This is a genomic window from Pseudarthrobacter sp. MOO13 (genome assembly GCF_058267655.1).
The window spans coordinates 945,462-962,145 of sequence record NZ_CM177848.1 but is presented as its reverse complement, the minus strand read 5'-3'; the positions used below and the strand labels follow the sequence as shown (position 1 = coordinate 962,145).

18 protein-coding genes and 1 tRNA gene are annotated in these 16,684 nt (G+C 67.0%); 11 read left to right on the top strand and 8 right to left on the bottom strand.

Features of this window, described 5'->3' with window-relative positions:
* The first annotated feature begins 58 nt into the window (after positions 1-58).
* Positions 59-1,243 (top strand): ArsB/NhaD family transporter, encoded by a 1,185-nt coding sequence (locus AC4EEO_RS04520; protein ID WP_491340395.1) that lies wholly within the window; start codon positions 59-61, stop codon positions 1,241-1,243.
* 21 nt (positions 1,244-1,264) lie between these two features.
* On the opposite strand, the gene AC4EEO_RS04515 is transcribed toward AC4EEO_RS04520, so the two are convergent.
* Positions 1,265-1,678, bottom strand: coding sequence for a VOC family protein (locus AC4EEO_RS04515; protein WP_018760529.1), 414 nt, complete (start codon positions 1,676-1,678; stop codon positions 1,265-1,267).
* 136 nt (positions 1,679-1,814) lie between these two features.
* Between AC4EEO_RS04515 and AC4EEO_RS04510 the strand changes: the two genes are divergently transcribed.
* The 4 genes from AC4EEO_RS04510 to AC4EEO_RS04495 all read left to right on the top strand — a co-directional run bounded on the left by AC4EEO_RS04510 (position 1,815) and on the right by AC4EEO_RS04495 (position 5,511).
* Entirely contained in the window at positions 1,815-2,798 is a 984-nt protein-coding gene (locus AC4EEO_RS04510) for a DNA-3-methyladenine glycosylase family protein (protein WP_491339997.1), read from the top strand.
* Between the two features lie 105 nt (positions 2,799-2,903).
* Positions 2,904-3,494, top strand: coding sequence for a hypothetical protein (locus tag AC4EEO_RS04505; protein WP_491339996.1), 591 nt, complete (start codon positions 2,904-2,906; stop codon positions 3,492-3,494).
* Positions 3,495-3,562: 68 nt separating this feature from the next.
* Positions 3,563-5,056, top strand: coding sequence for a calpain family cysteine peptidase (locus AC4EEO_RS04500; RefSeq protein WP_018760532.1), 1,494 nt, complete (start codon positions 3,563-3,565; stop codon positions 5,054-5,056).
* Positions 5,057-5,307: 251 nt separating this feature from the next.
* Positions 5,308-5,511: a hypothetical protein gene (locus AC4EEO_RS04495; protein WP_491339995.1), complete on the top strand. Its 204-nt coding sequence runs from the start codon at positions 5,308-5,310 to the stop codon at positions 5,509-5,511.
* Here the strand turns inward: AC4EEO_RS04495 and AC4EEO_RS04490 are convergent, their stop codons facing one another.
* On the bottom strand, positions 5,512-7,188 hold the full coding sequence (locus tag AC4EEO_RS04490) for an AMP-binding protein (protein ID WP_018760534.1): 1,677 nt from the start codon (positions 7,186-7,188) through the stop codon (positions 5,512-5,514).
* 102 nt (positions 7,189-7,290) lie between these two features.
* Between AC4EEO_RS04490 and AC4EEO_RS04485 the strand changes: the two genes are divergently transcribed.
* The gene (locus AC4EEO_RS04485) at positions 7,291-7,569 is read left to right on the top strand and encodes a putative quinol monooxygenase (RefSeq protein ID WP_018760535.1); all 279 of its coding nucleotides are present in this window, start codon (positions 7,291-7,293) and stop codon (positions 7,567-7,569) included.
* Between the two features lie 62 nt (positions 7,570-7,631).
* Here AC4EEO_RS04485 and trxA read toward each other — a convergent pair whose 3' ends face one another.
* The gene (gene trxA, locus AC4EEO_RS04480; protein WP_018760536.1) at positions 7,632-8,069 is read right to left on the bottom strand and encodes a thioredoxin; all 438 of its coding nucleotides are present in this window, start codon (positions 8,067-8,069) and stop codon (positions 7,632-7,634) included.
* Positions 8,070-8,162: 93 nt separating this feature from the next.
* Complete coding sequence (locus tag AC4EEO_RS04475; RefSeq protein WP_491339994.1) at positions 8,163-8,717, bottom strand: acyl-CoA thioesterase; 555 nt, start codon at positions 8,715-8,717, stop codon at positions 8,163-8,165.
* Between the two features lie 72 nt (positions 8,718-8,789).
* Between AC4EEO_RS04475 and AC4EEO_RS04470 the strand changes: the two genes are divergently transcribed.
* The gene (locus AC4EEO_RS04470) at positions 8,790-9,524 is read left to right on the top strand and encodes a potassium channel family protein (RefSeq protein ID WP_491339993.1); all 735 of its coding nucleotides are present in this window, start codon (positions 8,790-8,792) and stop codon (positions 9,522-9,524) included.
* Between the two features lie 340 nt (positions 9,525-9,864).
* Positions 9,865-10,890, top strand: a complete 1,026-nt coding sequence (locus AC4EEO_RS04465) for a LysM peptidoglycan-binding domain-containing protein (protein WP_491339992.1) — start codon at positions 9,865-9,867, stop codon at positions 10,888-10,890.
* Positions 10,891-11,138: 248 nt separating this feature from the next.
* On the opposite strand, the gene AC4EEO_RS04460 is transcribed toward AC4EEO_RS04465, so the two are convergent.
* Both AC4EEO_RS04460 and AC4EEO_RS04455 read right to left on the bottom strand, forming a co-directional pair.
* A tRNA-Tyr gene (locus AC4EEO_RS04460) sits at positions 11,139-11,220 on the bottom strand.
* A gap of 168 nt (positions 11,221-11,388) precedes the next feature.
* The gene (locus AC4EEO_RS04455) at positions 11,389-11,643 is read right to left on the bottom strand and encodes a hypothetical protein (RefSeq protein ID WP_491340394.1); all 255 of its coding nucleotides are present in this window, start codon (positions 11,641-11,643) and stop codon (positions 11,389-11,391) included.
* A 184-nt stretch (positions 11,644-11,827) separates the two neighbouring features.
* On the opposite strand from AC4EEO_RS04455, the gene AC4EEO_RS04450 reads away from it, so the two are divergent.
* Positions 11,828-12,319, top strand: coding sequence for a YajQ family cyclic di-GMP-binding protein (locus AC4EEO_RS04450; RefSeq protein WP_018760541.1), 492 nt, complete (start codon positions 11,828-11,830; stop codon positions 12,317-12,319).
* 47 nt (positions 12,320-12,366) lie between these two features.
* Here the strand turns inward: AC4EEO_RS04450 and htpX are convergent, their stop codons facing one another.
* On the bottom strand, positions 12,367-13,233 hold the full coding sequence (gene htpX / locus AC4EEO_RS04445) for a zinc metalloprotease HtpX (RefSeq protein WP_491339991.1): 867 nt from the start codon (positions 13,231-13,233) through the stop codon (positions 12,367-12,369).
* 28 nt (positions 13,234-13,261) lie between these two features.
* Positions 13,262-14,533: an MFS transporter gene (locus AC4EEO_RS04440; RefSeq protein WP_491339990.1), complete on the bottom strand. Its 1,272-nt coding sequence runs from the start codon at positions 14,531-14,533 to the stop codon at positions 13,262-13,264.
* A 106-nt stretch (positions 14,534-14,639) separates the two neighbouring features.
* Between AC4EEO_RS04440 and AC4EEO_RS04435 the strand changes: the two genes are divergently transcribed.
* Positions 14,640-15,125: a Fur family transcriptional regulator gene (locus tag AC4EEO_RS04435; RefSeq protein WP_018760544.1), complete on the top strand. Its 486-nt coding sequence runs from the start codon at positions 14,640-14,642 to the stop codon at positions 15,123-15,125.
* Between the two features lie 7 nt (positions 15,126-15,132).
* The gene (locus AC4EEO_RS04430; RefSeq protein ID WP_018760545.1) at positions 15,133-16,629 is read left to right on the top strand and encodes a catalase; all 1,497 of its coding nucleotides are present in this window, start codon (positions 15,133-15,135) and stop codon (positions 16,627-16,629) included.
* Positions 16,630-16,684: the final 55 nt, after the last annotated feature.

Below are 16,684 nucleotides of genomic sequence, written 5' to 3'. Positions count from 1 at the left end.
ACTAAGCTACCGCTTCCTGCAGGCCGTTCCCCGCCCGGGATGCGAGGATAGCCCGGTGATGCAGTTCGCATGGCTGAAAGCCACCCGCAGCTACCTGCTGCCCGGCGCAACCCTGGCGGCAGGCCTGGCCACCCTCGCCGTCGGCGCCCTCCCCGTCCCGGCCTTCGGCGAACTGGCCGGACGCACCATTCCCATCCTGGCTTTCGTGCTGGCCATGTCCCTGGTGACCGAACTGGTGGACGAGGCAGGACTTTTCCGCGTGGTGACGGACCGGTTGGCGGCGCTGGGAAGGGGCCGCGTTTTCACCCTGTGGCTGTTGGTGGTGGCCGTGGCCACGGTGGCCACGGTGTTCCTGTCCCTGGACACCACCGCCGTGCTGGTGACACCCGTGGTTGTCCTCCTGGCTGTCCACGCCCGGATCCCTCCCCTGCCGTTCGCACTGACCAGCATCTGGCTGGCGAATACGGCCTCACTCCTGCTGCCCGTCTCCAACCTGACCAACCTCCTGGCCCAGGACCGGCTTGGCCTGAGCCCCTGGCGCTTCGCGGGACTGGTCTGGGCGCCCGCCGTCGTGGGACTGCTGGTCCCCCTCGTCCTGCTCTGGTTGGCGTTCCGGCGGGACCTGCGCGGAACCTACGGGCCGCAGCCAACGCATCCCGTCCGCGACCGCACCCTGTTGAAGGCCGCCGCCGTGACGCTCCTGGTCCTGCTCCCGGCCCTGGTCTCAGGCGTCCCGGTCCAGTACCCCGCCCTTGCCGCGGCGGCGGTCCTGCTGGCGGTCTTCCTGCACCGCAGGCCCTCGGCCCTGCGGTGGTCCATGGTCCCGTGGCGGCCGCTGATGCTGACAGTGGGCCTGTTCATGCTGATGGAAACGCTGCACGCACACGGGCTGACCACGCTGCTGGCAGGCATCGCCGGATCGGGCGACGGACTGCCGGCACTCCTGCAACTGGCCGGGCTGGGCGCGGGGGCGGCCAACGCCGCGAACAACCTTCCCGCCTACCTGGCCCTGGAGCCGGTGGCCGGATCTCCGGCCAGGCTGGCCGCCCTGCTCATCGGCGTGAACCTGGGCCCGCTGGTGAGCCCCTGGGCTTCGCTGGCCACGCTGCTGTGGCATGAGCGCCTGCGGGTACTGAACGTCCCTGTCAGGTGGGGCGGGTTTGCGGTGGCCGGGCTGGTGGCAGTCCTGCTGACGGTGCCGCTGGCCGTGCTGGCGCTGTGGCTGGTTTCCGGGATGCCCTGACGGCTCGTCTTTCCAGGGTGCTCAGGCGCCGTCCGGGGTTCCGGTGGCCTGCGGCGCGAGGTTCTGCCAGAGCCCCATCACGTTGCCCTCGGAATCCTGGAAGTATGCCGTGTAGCCCATGCCGGGGATCTCGTTCCTGGGCATGACCACTGCACCGCCCAACTCCTCCACCGTCTTCAGTGTGGCGTTGATGTCCGGAACATCCACGGTGATGACGGGAGCGGTGATCCGTCCTTCCCTGGCCATCATTCCGCCGTTGATCGCCCCGGGCGTGGTTGGCTGCCCGGTGGCCGCATCCATGTCCGTGGTGATGACCATGGTGTAGTCCATCCCCGGCACCGGTTCCATCCGCCACCCCAGGGCTTCCTGGTAGAACTTCATTGCCCGCTCAGGGTCGTCCGCGGGAATCTCAAAATGCACTGCTCCGCCCACCATGGCCTCCTGGTTCTCGACGGCACGGCTTATGGGCAGCCGCTGCCCGTGCGCCAGCAGTGATCCTAGTCCCGGGCTGCGACGCGGAGAAGGGCCGATGGTCCCGCCGGTGTCGGTGGGCCGTGGGACCATGGAAGACATGACCATCGCAGACGCACCTCCCCGGCTGGCGGCCGCCGCGGACGTGTCCCTGCGCTGGTATCCGGAGGCGCCCTACAGCTTGTCCCGGACCCTTGGACCGCTGCTGCGGGGCAACAGCGATCCGTCTTTCTGCGTCCAGGGCGACGTGATCTGGAATGCCTTTACGTCCCCCACCGGCCCGGCCACCCTGCGGCTGTCCCCCGCGGGCGGCGAAGCGGGCGGCCCCTGGGTGGACGTCCAGGCATGGGGCCCGGGTGCTGCGGCCGCGGTCCAGGCAGCACCCCGGCTGTTGGGGGCCGACGACGACTGGCGGGATTTCGACGAACCCGCCTTCCATGCCACGCTGCCCCGCATGGTCCGGGAGGCACGCCGGCGCAGCCAGGCGCTGCGCCTGCCCGCGAGCGGCCGCATGGTGGACCAGTTGGTGCCCATCATCCTGGAACAAAAGGTGACGGTGGTGGAGGCCCGGCGCGCCTACCGGTACCTGGTCCACCGCTACGGGACGCCGGCCCCGAGCGCGGGGGCCTCCACTCCGGCAGGACTCATCGTGGCGCCAACGGCGGCCCAATGGCTGCAGGTCCCCAGTTGGGAGTGGCACAAGGCCGGCGTGGGTCCCCAGCGTTCCGCCACCGTCATGCGGGCGCTGCGCTCCGCCGCCGCCCTGGAGCGGCTGGCAGCGTCGCCGGCCGCGGAAGCCGCAGAAAAAATGCAGGTGATTCCCGGGATTGGAGTCTGGACCGCCGCCGAGGTGGTGCAGCGCACCCACGGCTGCCCGGACTCCATCGCCGTGGGCGACTACCACCTGGCGGCCTACATCGGGGCCGCGCTCACGGGGCGCAGGACCGACGACGCCGGCATGATCCAACTGCTGGAACCCTGGCGCGGGCACCGGCAGCGGGTGGTGCGGATGATCCAGAGCACCGGTTACCGCAAGCCCACTTTTGGCCCGCGCATGACTATCCAGGACCACCGCCGGCACTGAAACCCTCCGCGGCAGGTCAACCGGTGCTTGATCCGGACCGGGATGGGTAAGGCTAGGGTGTGGCGTCCGGCCAGGCACGGCCGGACCACGAGTGAGAGGAACCCCATGAGCTCCGATCCAGGACGCACCAACCACGCCGGCGGAGAACCCCTGGACGTGGATCCAACCGGGCAAGACCCCGCGGTGGTGGACCCGGAGGCGCACGATCCTGACGGGGATGCCAAACTGAAGCTGCAACTGGCCATCTTCGACGTGATTCGCCGCGGGGCCACGGGCAAGAGCCTTGACGAAATCCGGGAGATGCTGCTGACCGCGTTCGCAGCGCGGGACGTTGCCCCACCACCGTTCACCTGGGTGGAGTCGGCGGCGTCCTCTGCGTTTTACGGTGAGCCCTACATCATCGACTACCCAACTGCCATCGCCGCCGACGATCTGGAGGCTGCCCCCGATGAGGCGGTGCGGGAGCGGCTGGCCGCCCGACGGAAACTGCGCGGGACCCAACTGCCGCAGGGAATCCTTCCGGCACCGTCGGAGTGGCAGATTCCCGCCAACGAGGTGACCGGCGGCGGGACGCGGCAGGCCACCCAGGCCGGAAGGAACGGGGCAGCGGTCCTGGCCTTGGTCGCACTGGCGGCGGGCGCCGTCGCCGTTGTGGCGCTACGGCTGTCCCGCCGCCCAACCGGCCGCAGTAGCTAGCGGGCAGTTCTCCCCATGCCTCCGGCGGGGCGCCTCGCGTAAGCTTGCGCCTGGATATTGGGGGAATAATGGCAGGCATTTACGGGGCGGACGTCGCCCAACTTCGCGCCCTGGGGAAGGCCCTTACCGCCTCCTCCGCGCGCTTGATGTCCACTGCCACGGCGCTGTCGAGGAACGTGGGCGAGCCAGGCACCTGGAAAGGGGCCGACGCCGAGGGGTTCCGGAACGACTGGAATGGCACGCACAGCCTCCTGCTGGGCCGCGTCATTGAGGCCCTTGCGGACGCAGGGAAGGCAGCCGCACGGCACGCGGACGAGCAGGAACGCGCCAGCGGCGCCGGTGGCGCGGCAGGCCGGACCAGTTCGGCCGGGGGCCCTCCCGGCACGGCCGCCGGGGATGCGACGTCCGATTACCTGACCGGCGGGGAGCATTCCGTGGTGCGCCACCCCGACCGCGGCGAAGCGAACCTTTCGGCGCCCGAACTGGACTGGCTCCGGGGCTTGGTCAGGGACGCTGCGTCGGGCGACAACTTCTTTGTGGGCAACGATTCGGACGTCAACAAGCTCCGTGACGCCTTGACCGGGCTCAAACCTGCCCAGCTGAACCAGTTGCTGGAGTCGTTAACCGATGATGAGCTCCGAAGCCTGGGCAGCGGCGCGGCGGCCGACGGCAAGGGACTGTTCAACTGGGAGGGAACCACGCCTTTCGAACGTCAGCAACTGCTGGACCCGTTCCTGTCCAAGGCGTCAGCAGAGCAGGTGGGGCGCCTGAAGGACCTCATCCCGTGGGCCCAGCCGGACGGGCAGGCCATGGGAGATGCAGCGAGGCCTGATGGCCCTGAGGCCAGCAGCACGGACCGGTGGATGGAACCCAAGTGGCCGGTGATCGGACAACGCCCGGGCACTGGCGACATCAGGCAGGGGCAGTACGGGGACTGCGTGGTTTTGGCCGCCGCCGGGGCCATGGTCAATGCCGATCCGGGCTGGGCCCGCGAGCACGTAACGGATAACGGCAACGGCACGGTTTCCGTCCTGCTGTTCGACAAGAACGGAGAGGAGCAGTGGGTGACCGTCACCTCGGACCTGCCGGCAAACAGCAATGGCGCACAGATGGGAGCCAAAGCAGGGTTTGGCGGCAACTGGCCTGCCTATGTTGAGAAAGCGCTGGCCCAGGTTTACACCGAGGACGACAGAAACGACGGGACAGCGGAAGGGGCACCCCCGGACCAGGCGTACCCGCCAGGGAACTACCGCGCCATTGAAGGCAACTGGGGTCCCGACGCATTCCAGTATTTGGCGGGACCGGACGTGGAACGCACCGATGACGCCGGGAAGCTGTGGGAAGCGGCCCGCAGGGGACGCCCGGCCTTGGTCACAACACTGGGTGAAACGCCGGAGGAGGCGCCCAACGGATACCATGCCGGCCACGCCTATTTCGTGACCGGAGTTGACGAGCGGGGGAACATCGTCCTTCAAAATCCATGGGGCCCTTCCGAGCCGCGCATGCAGATCTCGCAGGACGAATTCAGCAGGCTCTTCAGCGATGCCACGGTGGCGGGCTGATGCCGCGTCCCGCCCTGCGGCTTCGCAGCCGCGTTCTCGCCTGCACGGTTTTGCCTCTGGCACTCACTCTGAGCGGCTGCTCCACCTCCGCGGAGCCGTCCCAACCGCACTCATCCCAAGCCTCAAAGGAGCCAACCATGACGTCAACGGCAAGCTGCACCCACGCTGGAACTTACCGGATCATCCCGTCTGCAAATGGCTCTTTTCCGCTTCTGCCGGACTCCCCGCGGGGCCCGGATGCCACACCGCTCGTGCGACTGTCCAGCACACACCTGAAGAATGACCCGCCGACGGCGGACCTGTCGATAGCCTTGTTCGAGGTCAGCAGCCCGGCATCGAAGGACTTTCCAGGATTGGCACTCGGGCAGGAAGCCACCTTTGACGGCTACACCGTCCGGATCACCTCGATCTGCGAGGGCGAAGTCCGATTCGACCTGGTGCAGCAGCCCGGCTAGTCAGAGCCCCAGCCGCGCCACCGCTTCCTCCCGCATCTGGACTTTGCGGATCTTCCCGGAGACCGTCATGGGGAAGTTCTCCCGGACCTCCACATAGCGGGGAATCTTGAAGTGCGCCAGCCGGCCGCGGCAGAACTCAGCCACTGCCGCGGCGTCCAGTGGCTCCGCTCCGGGTTTGAGGATGATGCAGGCCATCAGTTCCTCGCCATATTTCGGATCCGGGACCCCGATGACCTGGACGTCCTGGATGGACGGGTGGGAATACAGGAACTCCTCAATCTCGCGCGGGTAGATATTCTCGCCCCCGCGGATCACCATGTCCTTGATCCGGCCTTCCACCACCACATAGCCGTCGTCGTCCATGCGGGCCAGGTCGCCGGTGTGCATCCAACCTTCCGCGTCGATGGCCTCGGCGGTCTTGTCCGGCTGGTTCCAGTATCCAGCCATGACGGCGTAACCGCGGGTGCAGAGTTCTCCGATCTGCCCGCGTTCAAGGTCTTCACCGGTGGCAGGATCCACGATCTTGCTTTCAAGTTGCGGCATGGTGCGGCCCACGGTCTCGGTGCGCTGGTGCAGCGTGTCGCCCTTGCGCGTCATGGTGGAAACCGGGGACGTTTCGGTCATGCCGTAGCAGATGGCCACATCCACCATGTTCATCTCGGAAATCACCCGGTTCATCACCTCGATGGGGCACAGCGAGCCGGCCATCACCCCGGTCCGGAGCGTCGAAAGGTCATAGGAGCCGAAGTCCGGGAGTGCCAGCTCGGCGATGAACATGGTGGGCACCCCGTACAGCGACGTGCCGGCAAAGTCCTGCACGGCCTCGAGTGCGGCGGCAGGCGAGAAACCGCGCCCGGGGATGATGGTGGCGGCCCCGTGGCTGAGCGCGTTCAGGTTGCCGATCACCATGCCGAAGCAGTGATAGAACGGCACGGGGATGACCACCCGGTCGTGCTCGGTGTACCCCAGCAACTCGCCGATCGCGTAGCCGTTGTTGAGGATGTTGTGGTGGGTCAGCGTGGCGCCTTTGGGGAATCCCGTGGTACCGGAGGTGTATTGCAGGTTGATGGGATCATGCGGGCTGAGCTCAGCCATCCGGGCCTTCAAGGCAGCGTGCCCGACGTCGTCCGCCCGCTTGAGCAGTTCAGCGTACGTGAGTTCCGCGCCGCCTTGGGGGCTGCCGGCCGACAGCCCGTCCAGGCCATGGTCCGGCAGGAAGACGAGTTCCTTCAGGTCCGGGCACGCGGCCAGGGCCTGGCGAGCCATGCCGACATAGTCGCTGTTGCTGTCCGATGGCGCCGTGACCAGCATGCGCATGCCGTTTTGCTTGACGACGAATTCGAGTTCGTGGCTGCGGTAGGCGGGGTTGACGTTGACCAGGATCACGCCGGCTTTGGCGGTGGCGTACTGCAGGAGCGTCCATTCGGCGCAGTTGGGGCTCCAGATGCCCACCCGCTCCCCCTTGGCGACACCCAGGGCGAGGAGCGCACGCGCCAGTCGGTCGACGTCGTCGTTCATCTTGGTGTAGCTCCAGCGCCGGGCATCGGCGCCGGGCACGGGCGCGGCCTCGATCAGCGCGTCATGCAGCGGAAAGTGCGCGGCGACGCGCTCGAAATTCGCGCCAATGGTTTCTTCCAGGAGCGGGACGTCAGTGTCCCCGGCTGTATATGCACGCATGGTGGAACGCTACCAACAGGATCCCGGCGGGAGAAGGAAGGCGGGGCCGGACTCGGCCGCAACGCACGAGACGGACCGGCGGCGCCCGGTATTGTGAAAACCATGAGTGCACCCATTGACCTGATAGCAACGTTCATTCCCAACGACGGCGAGTTCTTCCGCGTCAAACTTGCCCTGGAAATCGCAATTGATGAGGTGGTGAATGAACCGGGCTGCATCCGTTACGAGCTGACCGAAGCCACGGAGGAGAAGCTGGTGCTGACCGAGCAGTGGGCGTCCCAGGAAGAGCTGGACAAGCACTCCAAGGGCACCGCGGTGCAGGACCTGAACGAATCGCTGAGCGCACTGCTGGCCGAACCGGTCAAGGTGGAACGCGTCTAGGGACGTATTAACGCACACTGCGGGACCCCGGACGGGGTCCCGCAGTGTGCGTTAATGAGGGTCTAGAAGTCGGGAATCTGGGTGCCGTCCTGTGGACCGCCCTGGGTGCCGGCGGGCTTCCCGGCCGCGGCAGCGGCTTCTTCCCGCTGGCGGGCCACATGCGCGTGGACCTCCTCCATGTCCAAGGCCTTAACCGCGTCCACCACCTGCTCCAGCTGCTGGGCGTTCAGGGCGCCGGGCTGCGAGAACACCAGCACCTTTTCACGGAAGGCCATCAGCGTGGGGATGGAGGTGATGCCTGCCTCCGCCGCCAGCTGCTGCTCTGCTTCGGTGTCCACCTTGGTGAACACGACGTCAGGGTGCTTCTCGGAAACGGCGGCGTAGGTGGGGCCGAACTGCTTGCAGGGGCCGCACCATTCTGCCCAGAAATCCACCAGGACAATGTCGTTGCCTTCGATCGTGGATGCGAACTGTTCACCTGTGATGTCAAGGGTAGCCATGCGACTACGCTACGCGCCCGGGGCTGTCCGTGTCGCGGGTGTTCGCTCCCCGCGTCATCGGGAATACCCGGCGTACGACGACGACACAACGGTTCAGCGGTAGGCATCCCACAGGTGCGGGGCGGGGGTGCGGCTGCCGGGGAGGGCGCTGGTAGCGCGCCATTCGTGGATCCATTCGGGCAGCACCAGGTCCGCCGGCGGGGCACTAAACTCCGCGATGATGTCTTCCTGGCTGACCGGGCCTCCTTTGGTGACCAGCCGGGTGGCGATGTAGGCACGTGCGTAAATCTCGCCGTCGGCCACCATGCGCTGCTCGAAGAAGATCGCCTTGGTGTCCAGCCCGATGACGCGGGTCTCGATGGTGTAGTCCTGCCACAGCTGCAGCGACTTGCGGAAGGCGATGGTTTCCGCGGAAACCACCGGGCTCCAGCCACGGCGGCGCATCCGCTTCCAGACGCCGCTGCGCACCATGAGGTCGAACCGGCCGAGGTCCATGAGGGAGAGGTACATGCCGTTGTTCACGTGCATGGCGATGTCGATGTCCGTGGGCAGGACCCGAAGTGGCAGCGACGAGGACTCCCACACGGAGACGGGCGCGCGCCGGGCGGAACGGAACAGCAGGAGGATGGTTCTCAGGAGCAGGTGCATGCCCCAATGCTACCCGCGGGTAACATGCTGGGCACCTGCTGTTGGCTGGGGCATCACCGTAGGATTTCCTGCATGACGCAGCAACGCTTCCGCGATCTGGCGGAGTGGCCCCTGATGGCAACGGCACTGGTGTTCCTGGCAGCCTACGCGTGGCAGGTCATCGGCCGGCTTGAGGGCAGCGGCGCGGACTGGCTGGAAATGGTCATGTGGGTGACGTGGTGCGTGTTCGTGCTGGACTACGCGGCGAACCTGTGGCTGGCGGAGAACCGCCGGCAGTGGTTCATCCGCAACCTCCACGAGCTGGTCATCGTGGCGCTGCCGTTCTTCCGGCCGCTGCGCCTGCTGCGGCTGGTGACCCTGTTGTCAGTCCTGCACCGGACAGTGGGCGAAACGCTGCGCGGCCGGGTGGTCACCTATGTGGCCGGTTCCGCCGCCCTGCTGGTCTTCGTGGGCGCGCTGGCAGTCCTGGACGTGGAACAGTGGGCGCCGGACGCCAAGATCCTCACGTTCGGCGACGCCCTGTGGTGGGCCACGTCCACCATCACCACGGTTGGCTACGGGGACATGTATCCGGTCACGCCCATTGGCCGGCTGGTGGCGACCGCGCTGATGATGAGCGGGATTGCCGTGCTGGGCGTGGTAACGGCCTCCATCGCATCGTGGCTGGTCCAGCGGGTGGAGGACACAGCGGAATCGGTTGCCGAAGCCGTTGAAGAACCCATGCGGGTGGAAGTGGCGGAACTGGTGGCTGAGATCGCCCTGCTGCGCCGGGAAATCGCGGAACTGCGGGACCGCCGGGCGCCGTAGCAGCAAGTACCGCACGCTCCCGGCCTGAGTAGGGGCGCTGCCGGGGACGAGTACCGGTGCCGAAAACTCGGGTAATTCCTACTGGTGCCCGCTCGGTGGCCGGATTCCTAGACTCGGGATTCCTAGGACCACCACGCACCGGCAGGTGCACCGGGTTGCTTCCGGACGTTCCTGCCATCACGCGGAGCTCCGCATTTTCTGGGTATGCGGATGCCTCCATCTTGCGCCGCACGCGGCCTCGGCACCCGCCGGGGCCGGCGGTGCAACGGCATCGCGATCCGTCCTTGACCGTGGGCATGCACCGCATGTCCTGGCGGGACCGAACCCAGATGGGCCCCCCATGAACCAGCCTCTCCCCCCTTCCGACGGCACCAGCAGAAGCTTTGTCACCGACGAACCCCGGACGGACCTCACCACCGGACGTCCGGTCATCAGCAACAAGTTATGGGCCGGCATGGCCACGGCGGCCGTTGTGGCCGCGATGGGCATCGGTGCCATGGCTGCGCCGCCTGCGTCCCTCAGCGGAGGCACACCTGCGGCGGCGGTCCAGGTGGCGGCGGCCGCCGTTCCGTCGCCGGCTCCCGACGTTGACTCCGGCGAGGCAGCAGACTCCTCCGGAGAGAACGCACCCGATACTCCGGCCGCTGCGGCCGCGCCTGTGGCCGCGCCAGCTGCGGACGCAGCCCCGGCACCGGCAGCAGCCCCCGAACCGGCTCCAGCACCCGCACCGGCTCCAGCGCCGGCTCCAGCTCCCGAACCGGCGGGTGACCCCAACGTCTACACCGTGGTCTCTGGCGACACGGTGGGCGGGATTGCTGCCAGCCACGGCGTGGACATGGATGCCATGCTCGCTGCCAACGGCCTGGGCGCGTACAGCATCATCTACCCGGGCCAAACACTGCTGCTGACCGGCCCTGCCATAGCGGTGGCCGCCCCGGCACCGGCTCCAGCCGCCGCGCCTGCCCCGGCAGCAGCCCCGGCCCCCGCCGCGGCTCCTGCACCTGCGCCGGCACCGGCACCGGCACCGGCAGCACCCGCTGTCCGCACCATCTATGTGGCAGGGTCGGGCGGCCAGTCAATGGTGGACGCATGCATCGGCCCCATCCACTTCACCCCGAACGACGGGTACTCGCTGTTCATCACAGAGCACGACTTCTGCGGCGGCTGGGCGCGGTTCTCCGGAATAGGGGTGGGTGAGACCCTCAGCATCCCCGGCTACGGCACCTACACCGTGACCGGCCGCGGCACCGTCCCCAACCCCGGAACCACCAACGACGTGATTGCTGTCTTCGGCGGGTTCCCGCGGGCCATCCTGCAAACCTGCATCCCGGGCACCAGCACGATGCTCCTGATCGCGTTGAACTGACTGCACGTAAACCACGGCGCTGAACCGGGATTTCAGAAGCTTGTCCGCGGGTCCGAACCTTAACCGGCAGGATCCGCGGACAAGGCCATGACGCTTCGCCGGAGGGTGAGTTCGGCGTCCTTCATTGGCGGCCCGGCCGTTGGAGGGTGTCGACGACGGTCCGGCGCCGCTTCCGGGCGTCCTCCGGACCTGCCCGGAGACACGAAAAAGCCTCCGGAACCTGAAGGTTCCGGAGGCTTTTCCAAGGGTGGCAGATGAGGGATTCGAACCCCCGTAGGCGTTGCCAGCTGATTTACAGTCAGCCCCCTTTGGCCGCTCGGGTAATCTGCCGAACTTCAAAGAAGTACCCGCCGATGCAGTGTTCGGAGCGTCCGTTTCCGGTCCGTTCCGCTTCCAGTAACCGCGGGCAAGACAACTTTACAGAACTTCCGGCGAAGAATCGAATCGGGCCCTGCAGCACCCATAATCCCCTGGAATGACGGGAAAAGACGCCCCCGGTCAGGCTTCACCCAGGATGCGCCCTGCGAGCTTGGCTTCGAAACTGAGCGCCTGCTCTGCGGTGATCTGGTTCAACTGCACCGCCCGCTGAAGGTCGGCCCGCACGCCGTCCAGCCGCGAGGACGCGTCCGCCACCGGGCTCAAAACGATCGAGGCCGCCACCGCCGCAGCGGCCACCGAGGTTGCTGCCGTTGCCACCGCCCCGGCTGCTGCTGAGGTGGTCCGGGTAACGTAACGGGCGGCTTTGCGGTGCATGGTGTTCCCTTCGAGCATTTACAACTGCTCCAACTCTCGCCAAGGCGCCTTCGTTCCCGCGGTGCGTCCGCTGAGAGGGAACTGTGAATTCATCGCCACCCCCGGGTGGGGCATCCGTATTAGGCTTGATGCCAGCGATCCCGGCCCTGTTACGCGCAGGGTTCCCATCAGCAAAAGGAGAGTCATGGCAGGCGAGTCAACGTTCGACGTCGTAAGCAAAGTGGACAAGCAGGAAGTGGCCAACGCCCTCAACCAGGCCCAGAAGGAACTCACGCAGCGCTACGACTTCAAGGGCGTCGGCGCGGAGGTGGACTTCAGCGGCGAGAAGATCCTCATGAAGGCCAACTCGGAGGAGCGCGTCCTGGCCGTCCTGGACGTGCTGCAGTCCAAGCTGATCCGCCGGGGCATCTCTCTGAAGTCACTGGACACCGGCGAGCCCTACGCCTCCGGCAAGGAATTCCGCCTGGAAGCCTCCATCAAGGAGGGCATCGCCCAGGACCTGGCCAAGAAGATCAACAAGCTGATCCGCGACGAAGCCCCCAAGTCGGTCAAGTCGCAGATCCAGGGCGATGAGCTGCGCGTCTCCTCCAAGTCCCGTGACGACCTCCAGGCCACCATGGCACTCCTGAAGGACTTCGAGGAAGCCGATCTGCAGTTCGTGAACTTCCGCAGCTAGGCTGCCGCCGCAGGCGTTCCCTGCGCGCACATGCGTGCAGGGAGCGGCTACAGCTGACGGCCGGCCATCCGCTCGAGCCGGGCGATCCGGTCCCGCATAGGCGGGTGGGTGGCGAACAGCTTGTTCATGGCGCCCCCACGGAACGGGTTGGCGATCATCAGGTGCGAGGCGTTGACCAGGCGCTGGTCCTGCGGCAGCGGAGCAATGCTGACGCCGCGCTCAATCTTGGCCAGGGCTGAGGCAAGCGCCAGCGGATCGCCGGTCAGCTGCGAACCGTCCTCGTCGGCGTCGTATTCCCTGGTTCGGGAGATGGCCATCTGGATCAGTGACGCCGCGAAGGGCGCCAGCAAAGCCATGGCGATCATGGCCAGCGGGTTGGCGTTCCGCCGGTCTCCCCCGCCGAAGAACAGGAGCATCTGCCCCACCGAGGTGATGACGCCGGCGACCGCGGCAGCCACCGAGGAGGTGAGGATGTCGCGGTTGTACACGTGCATGAGTTCGTGCCCCAGCACACCCCGGAGCTCGCGGGCATCCAGGAGCTGAAGGATGCCCTCGGTGCAGCAGACGGCCGCGGTGCGCGGGTTGCGTCCGGTGGCGAACGCGTTGGGGTTCATGGTGGGCGAGACGTAGATGCGCGGCATGGGCTGGTTGGCGCGGGCCGAGAGCTCCCGGACAATCTGGTAAAGCTGCGGGGCCTGCGCTTCGGTGACCGGAAAAGCCTGCATGGACCGAATGGCGATCTTGTCGCTGTTCCAGTACCCGTAGAAGGTGGTACCGACGCCGATCAGGGCCATGATCCAGATGGGGGCCGAGCTGCGTGTCCCCACGCCGATCAGGCCACCAAGACCCAGCAGCACCGCCCACAGGACGCCGAACAGGGCCGCCGTCTTCAAGCCGTTGTGATGATTGTGCACGTTTCCTCCTCACTAAGGGAACGGTCCGCTAAGGTACCGGGTTCCGGGCGTCATACCGGCGGATTCCCGGCCGCAGCTGAGCCGCCAGCCAGGCGCCCGCGATGCACAACAGACCGCCGAGCAGCAGGACCCAGCCCTCATTCAAAATCCTAGTCGCGCCGCCGGCCAGCAGGTCGCCGATCCGCGGTCCGCCGGCCACCACCACGATGAAGACCCCTTGAAGCCGCCCGCGCAGGTGGTCCGGGGCGGCCGCCTGGAGAATGGTGTTGCGGAAGACGCTGCTGATGGAGTCCGCGATGCCGGCCAGGGCGCAGCAGACGGCAGCCGGCACCAACCACAGGGTGGCGCCGCCGCCCGGCGCCCGGCCGGCCAGCAGAACCACCAGCCCGAAGGCCCCGATGGATGCGCCCCAGCCCATGACGGAAACCACGACGGCGGTCCCCTGGCGGCGCACGCTGCCCAGCGGGCCGGAGAACAGCCCGGCAAGAAAGGCGCCGACGGCGGTGCATGCCAGCAGGATGCCCACGGTTGCCTCTCCGCCGCCGATCATCACGGCGGCAACGGCGGGCAGCAGCGCCCGCGGCTGGGCAAGGATCATGGCGATGAGGTCGATGATGAACGTCATGCGGAGGTTGGGCCGGGTGCCAAGGAACCGGAATCCCTCCACCACGGAGCGGATCCCCGCCTTGCGCCGGCCCCCGGTGGGCGCCATGGGCGGCAACCGGTACACAGCCCACAGCACAAACGCGAAGCTCACGAAATCGATGGTGTACGTCCAGCCGAAGCCCAGCCACGCGACGAGGAGGCCGGCCAGCAGGGGCCCGGCGGTCATGGCAAGGCCCAGGGAGAGCATGCTCAGGGCGTTGGCGGCAGGCAGGAGTTCCTTGCGGATGAGCATGGGGATGATGGCGCTGCGGGCCGGCTGGTTGATGGCCTGCGCCCCGCTCTGCAGTGCCACCAGCAGGTACAGCACCCACACGTTGCCCAGCTGCACCCAGGCCTGCAGGGCAATGAGGCCGGTGGTCAACCAGAGCACCGCAGTGGCCAGCAGGGCGATGCGCCGGCGGTCGTGCGCGTCCGCAATGGAGCCGCCCATGAGCCCGCCCACCACCAGCGGAACCAGCGCAAAGACGCCCAGCAGGCCAACATAAAAGCTGTCCTGGGTGAGCCGGTACACCTCGAGGCTTACGGCCACCAGGGTGAGTTGGCTGCCCACGGCGGATACCGCCGAGCCGAGCCAGAGCCGGCGGAATGCGGGGCTCTCCTTGAGCGGCGTCATGTCAGCAAGCAGTTTCCCCACCCTGCAACCCTAATGTCACCTGGACCGCCTGCCGTTCACCAGGAATTGGCGGGAGGTTAGCCGCGCCTTATTGCGATAAATTCAAAATAAGTGTTTGAATGGAGCCATGACGGAGCACTTTGACGGCCAGGACGCTTGGGCTGCGGCCCTGCGCGCCCACGGCCGCAGGGTGACCAAGCAGCGGCTCGCTGTGCTGGCCGCCGTCGAACGCCACCCGCATTCACCTGCCGAAAGCATCCTGGCCGCCGCCCGGGCCGAACTGCCCGAGCTGACGGCCCAGTCTGTCTACGTGGTCCTGGGCGACCTGACGGACCTGCACATGCTGCGCCGCTTCGAGCCCCCGCACTCCCCCGCGCTGTACGAGACACGCGTGGGCGACAACCACCACCACGCCATCTGCATCAGCTGCGGGCGGGTGGAGGACGTGGACTGCGCCGTCGGCCATGCCCCGTGCCTCACGCCCCACTGGAACCCTGACGCCAAGCCCATGACCATCCAGATCGCGGACGTCATGTACCAGGGCATCTGCCAGGACTGCCAGCGGGCCCAGCAACTTCCTCCCCATAGTCCCTCGCAAGAAAAAGAGAAATAGGAGAACAATGACTGCCGTTTCCACAACCCAGTCAGGTGCGCCGGTTACGTCCGACGCTCACTCGAAGTCAGTTGGTGCCGACGGTGCCATCATCCTGACCGACCACTACCTCATCGAAAAGCTTGCCCAGTTCAACCGCGAACGGGTTCCGGAGCGCGTAGTGCACGCCAAGGGCGGCGGCGCATTCGGCACGTTCAAGGCCACTGAGGACATCTCCAAGTACACCAAGGCCGCGTTCCTGCAGCCGGGCGCCGAGACCGAGATGCTGATCCGCTTCTCCTCCGTCGCCGGCGAGAACGGTTCACCGGACACCTGGCGCGATCCCCGCGGATTTGCCGTGAAGTTCTACACCACCGAGGGCAACTACGACCTCGTGGGCAACAACACCCCCGTCTTCTTCATCCGCGACGGCATCAAGTTCCCGGACTTCATCCACTCGCAGAAGCGCCTCCCGGGCACGCACCTGCGCGACGCCGACATGCAGTGGGACTTCTGGACCCTGTCCCCCGAGTCCGCACACCAGGTCACCTGGCTCATGGGTGATCGCGGCCTGCCTGCCTCGTGGCGCGAAATGCAGGGCTACGGCTCGCACACCTACCAGTGGATCAACGCCGCAGGCGAGCGCTTCTGGGTCAAGTACCACTTCAAGTCCAACCAGGGCGTGAACTCCATGACCAGCGAGCAGGCTGAGCAGCTGGCCGGTTCCGACGCAGACTTCTACATCCGCGACCTGTCCGAGAACATCGCCGCCGGCAACTTCCCCTCCTGGGACCTGCACGTCCAGGTGATGCCGTACGAGGACGCCAAGACCTACAGGTTCAACCCCTTCGACCTGACCAAGGTGTGGCCGCACGGCGACTACCCGCTGATCAAGGTTGGCACCATGGAACTGAACCGCAATCCGGAGAACTACTTCGCGCAGATCGAGCAGGCCACCTTTGCGCCGTCGAACTTCGTCCCCGGCATTGCCGCCTCGCCGGACAAGATGCTGCAGGCCCGCATCTTCTCCTACGCCGATGCGCACCGCTACCGCGTGGGCACCAACCACGCCCAGATCCCGGTGAACCAGCCCAAGAACCAGGTCAACAACTACAGCCAGGACGGCGCCGGACGCTACCTGTTCAACGCCCCGTCGGTTCCGGTCTATGCACCGAACTCCGTGGGCGGCCCCGCTGCGGTTGAGCCGCAGAACCCGGCCGGCGGCTGGGAGAACGACGGCGAGCTGACCCTTGCCGCGCACTCCCTCCACGCGGAGGACAGCGACTTCGTGCAGGCCGGTGCGCTGTACCGCGAGGTCTACGACGAGGCCGCCAAGGCCCGGTTCCTGGAGACCATCTCCGGTGCAGTGGGCGGCGTCAAGAGCGCCGACATCAAGGAACGGGCCATCCAGTACTGGACCAACGTCGACGCCGAACTCGGCGCCAAGCTGCGCGCCAACCTCGGCGCAGGGGATGCCCCCTCCGCTCCGACGTCGGCCGCAGAGTCCGCCAACAAGGTCGGCTAGTACCGCCTTCAGGCCCGCGGGCCACAGAACACCCCGTTCCCGGACTGCCGGGAAC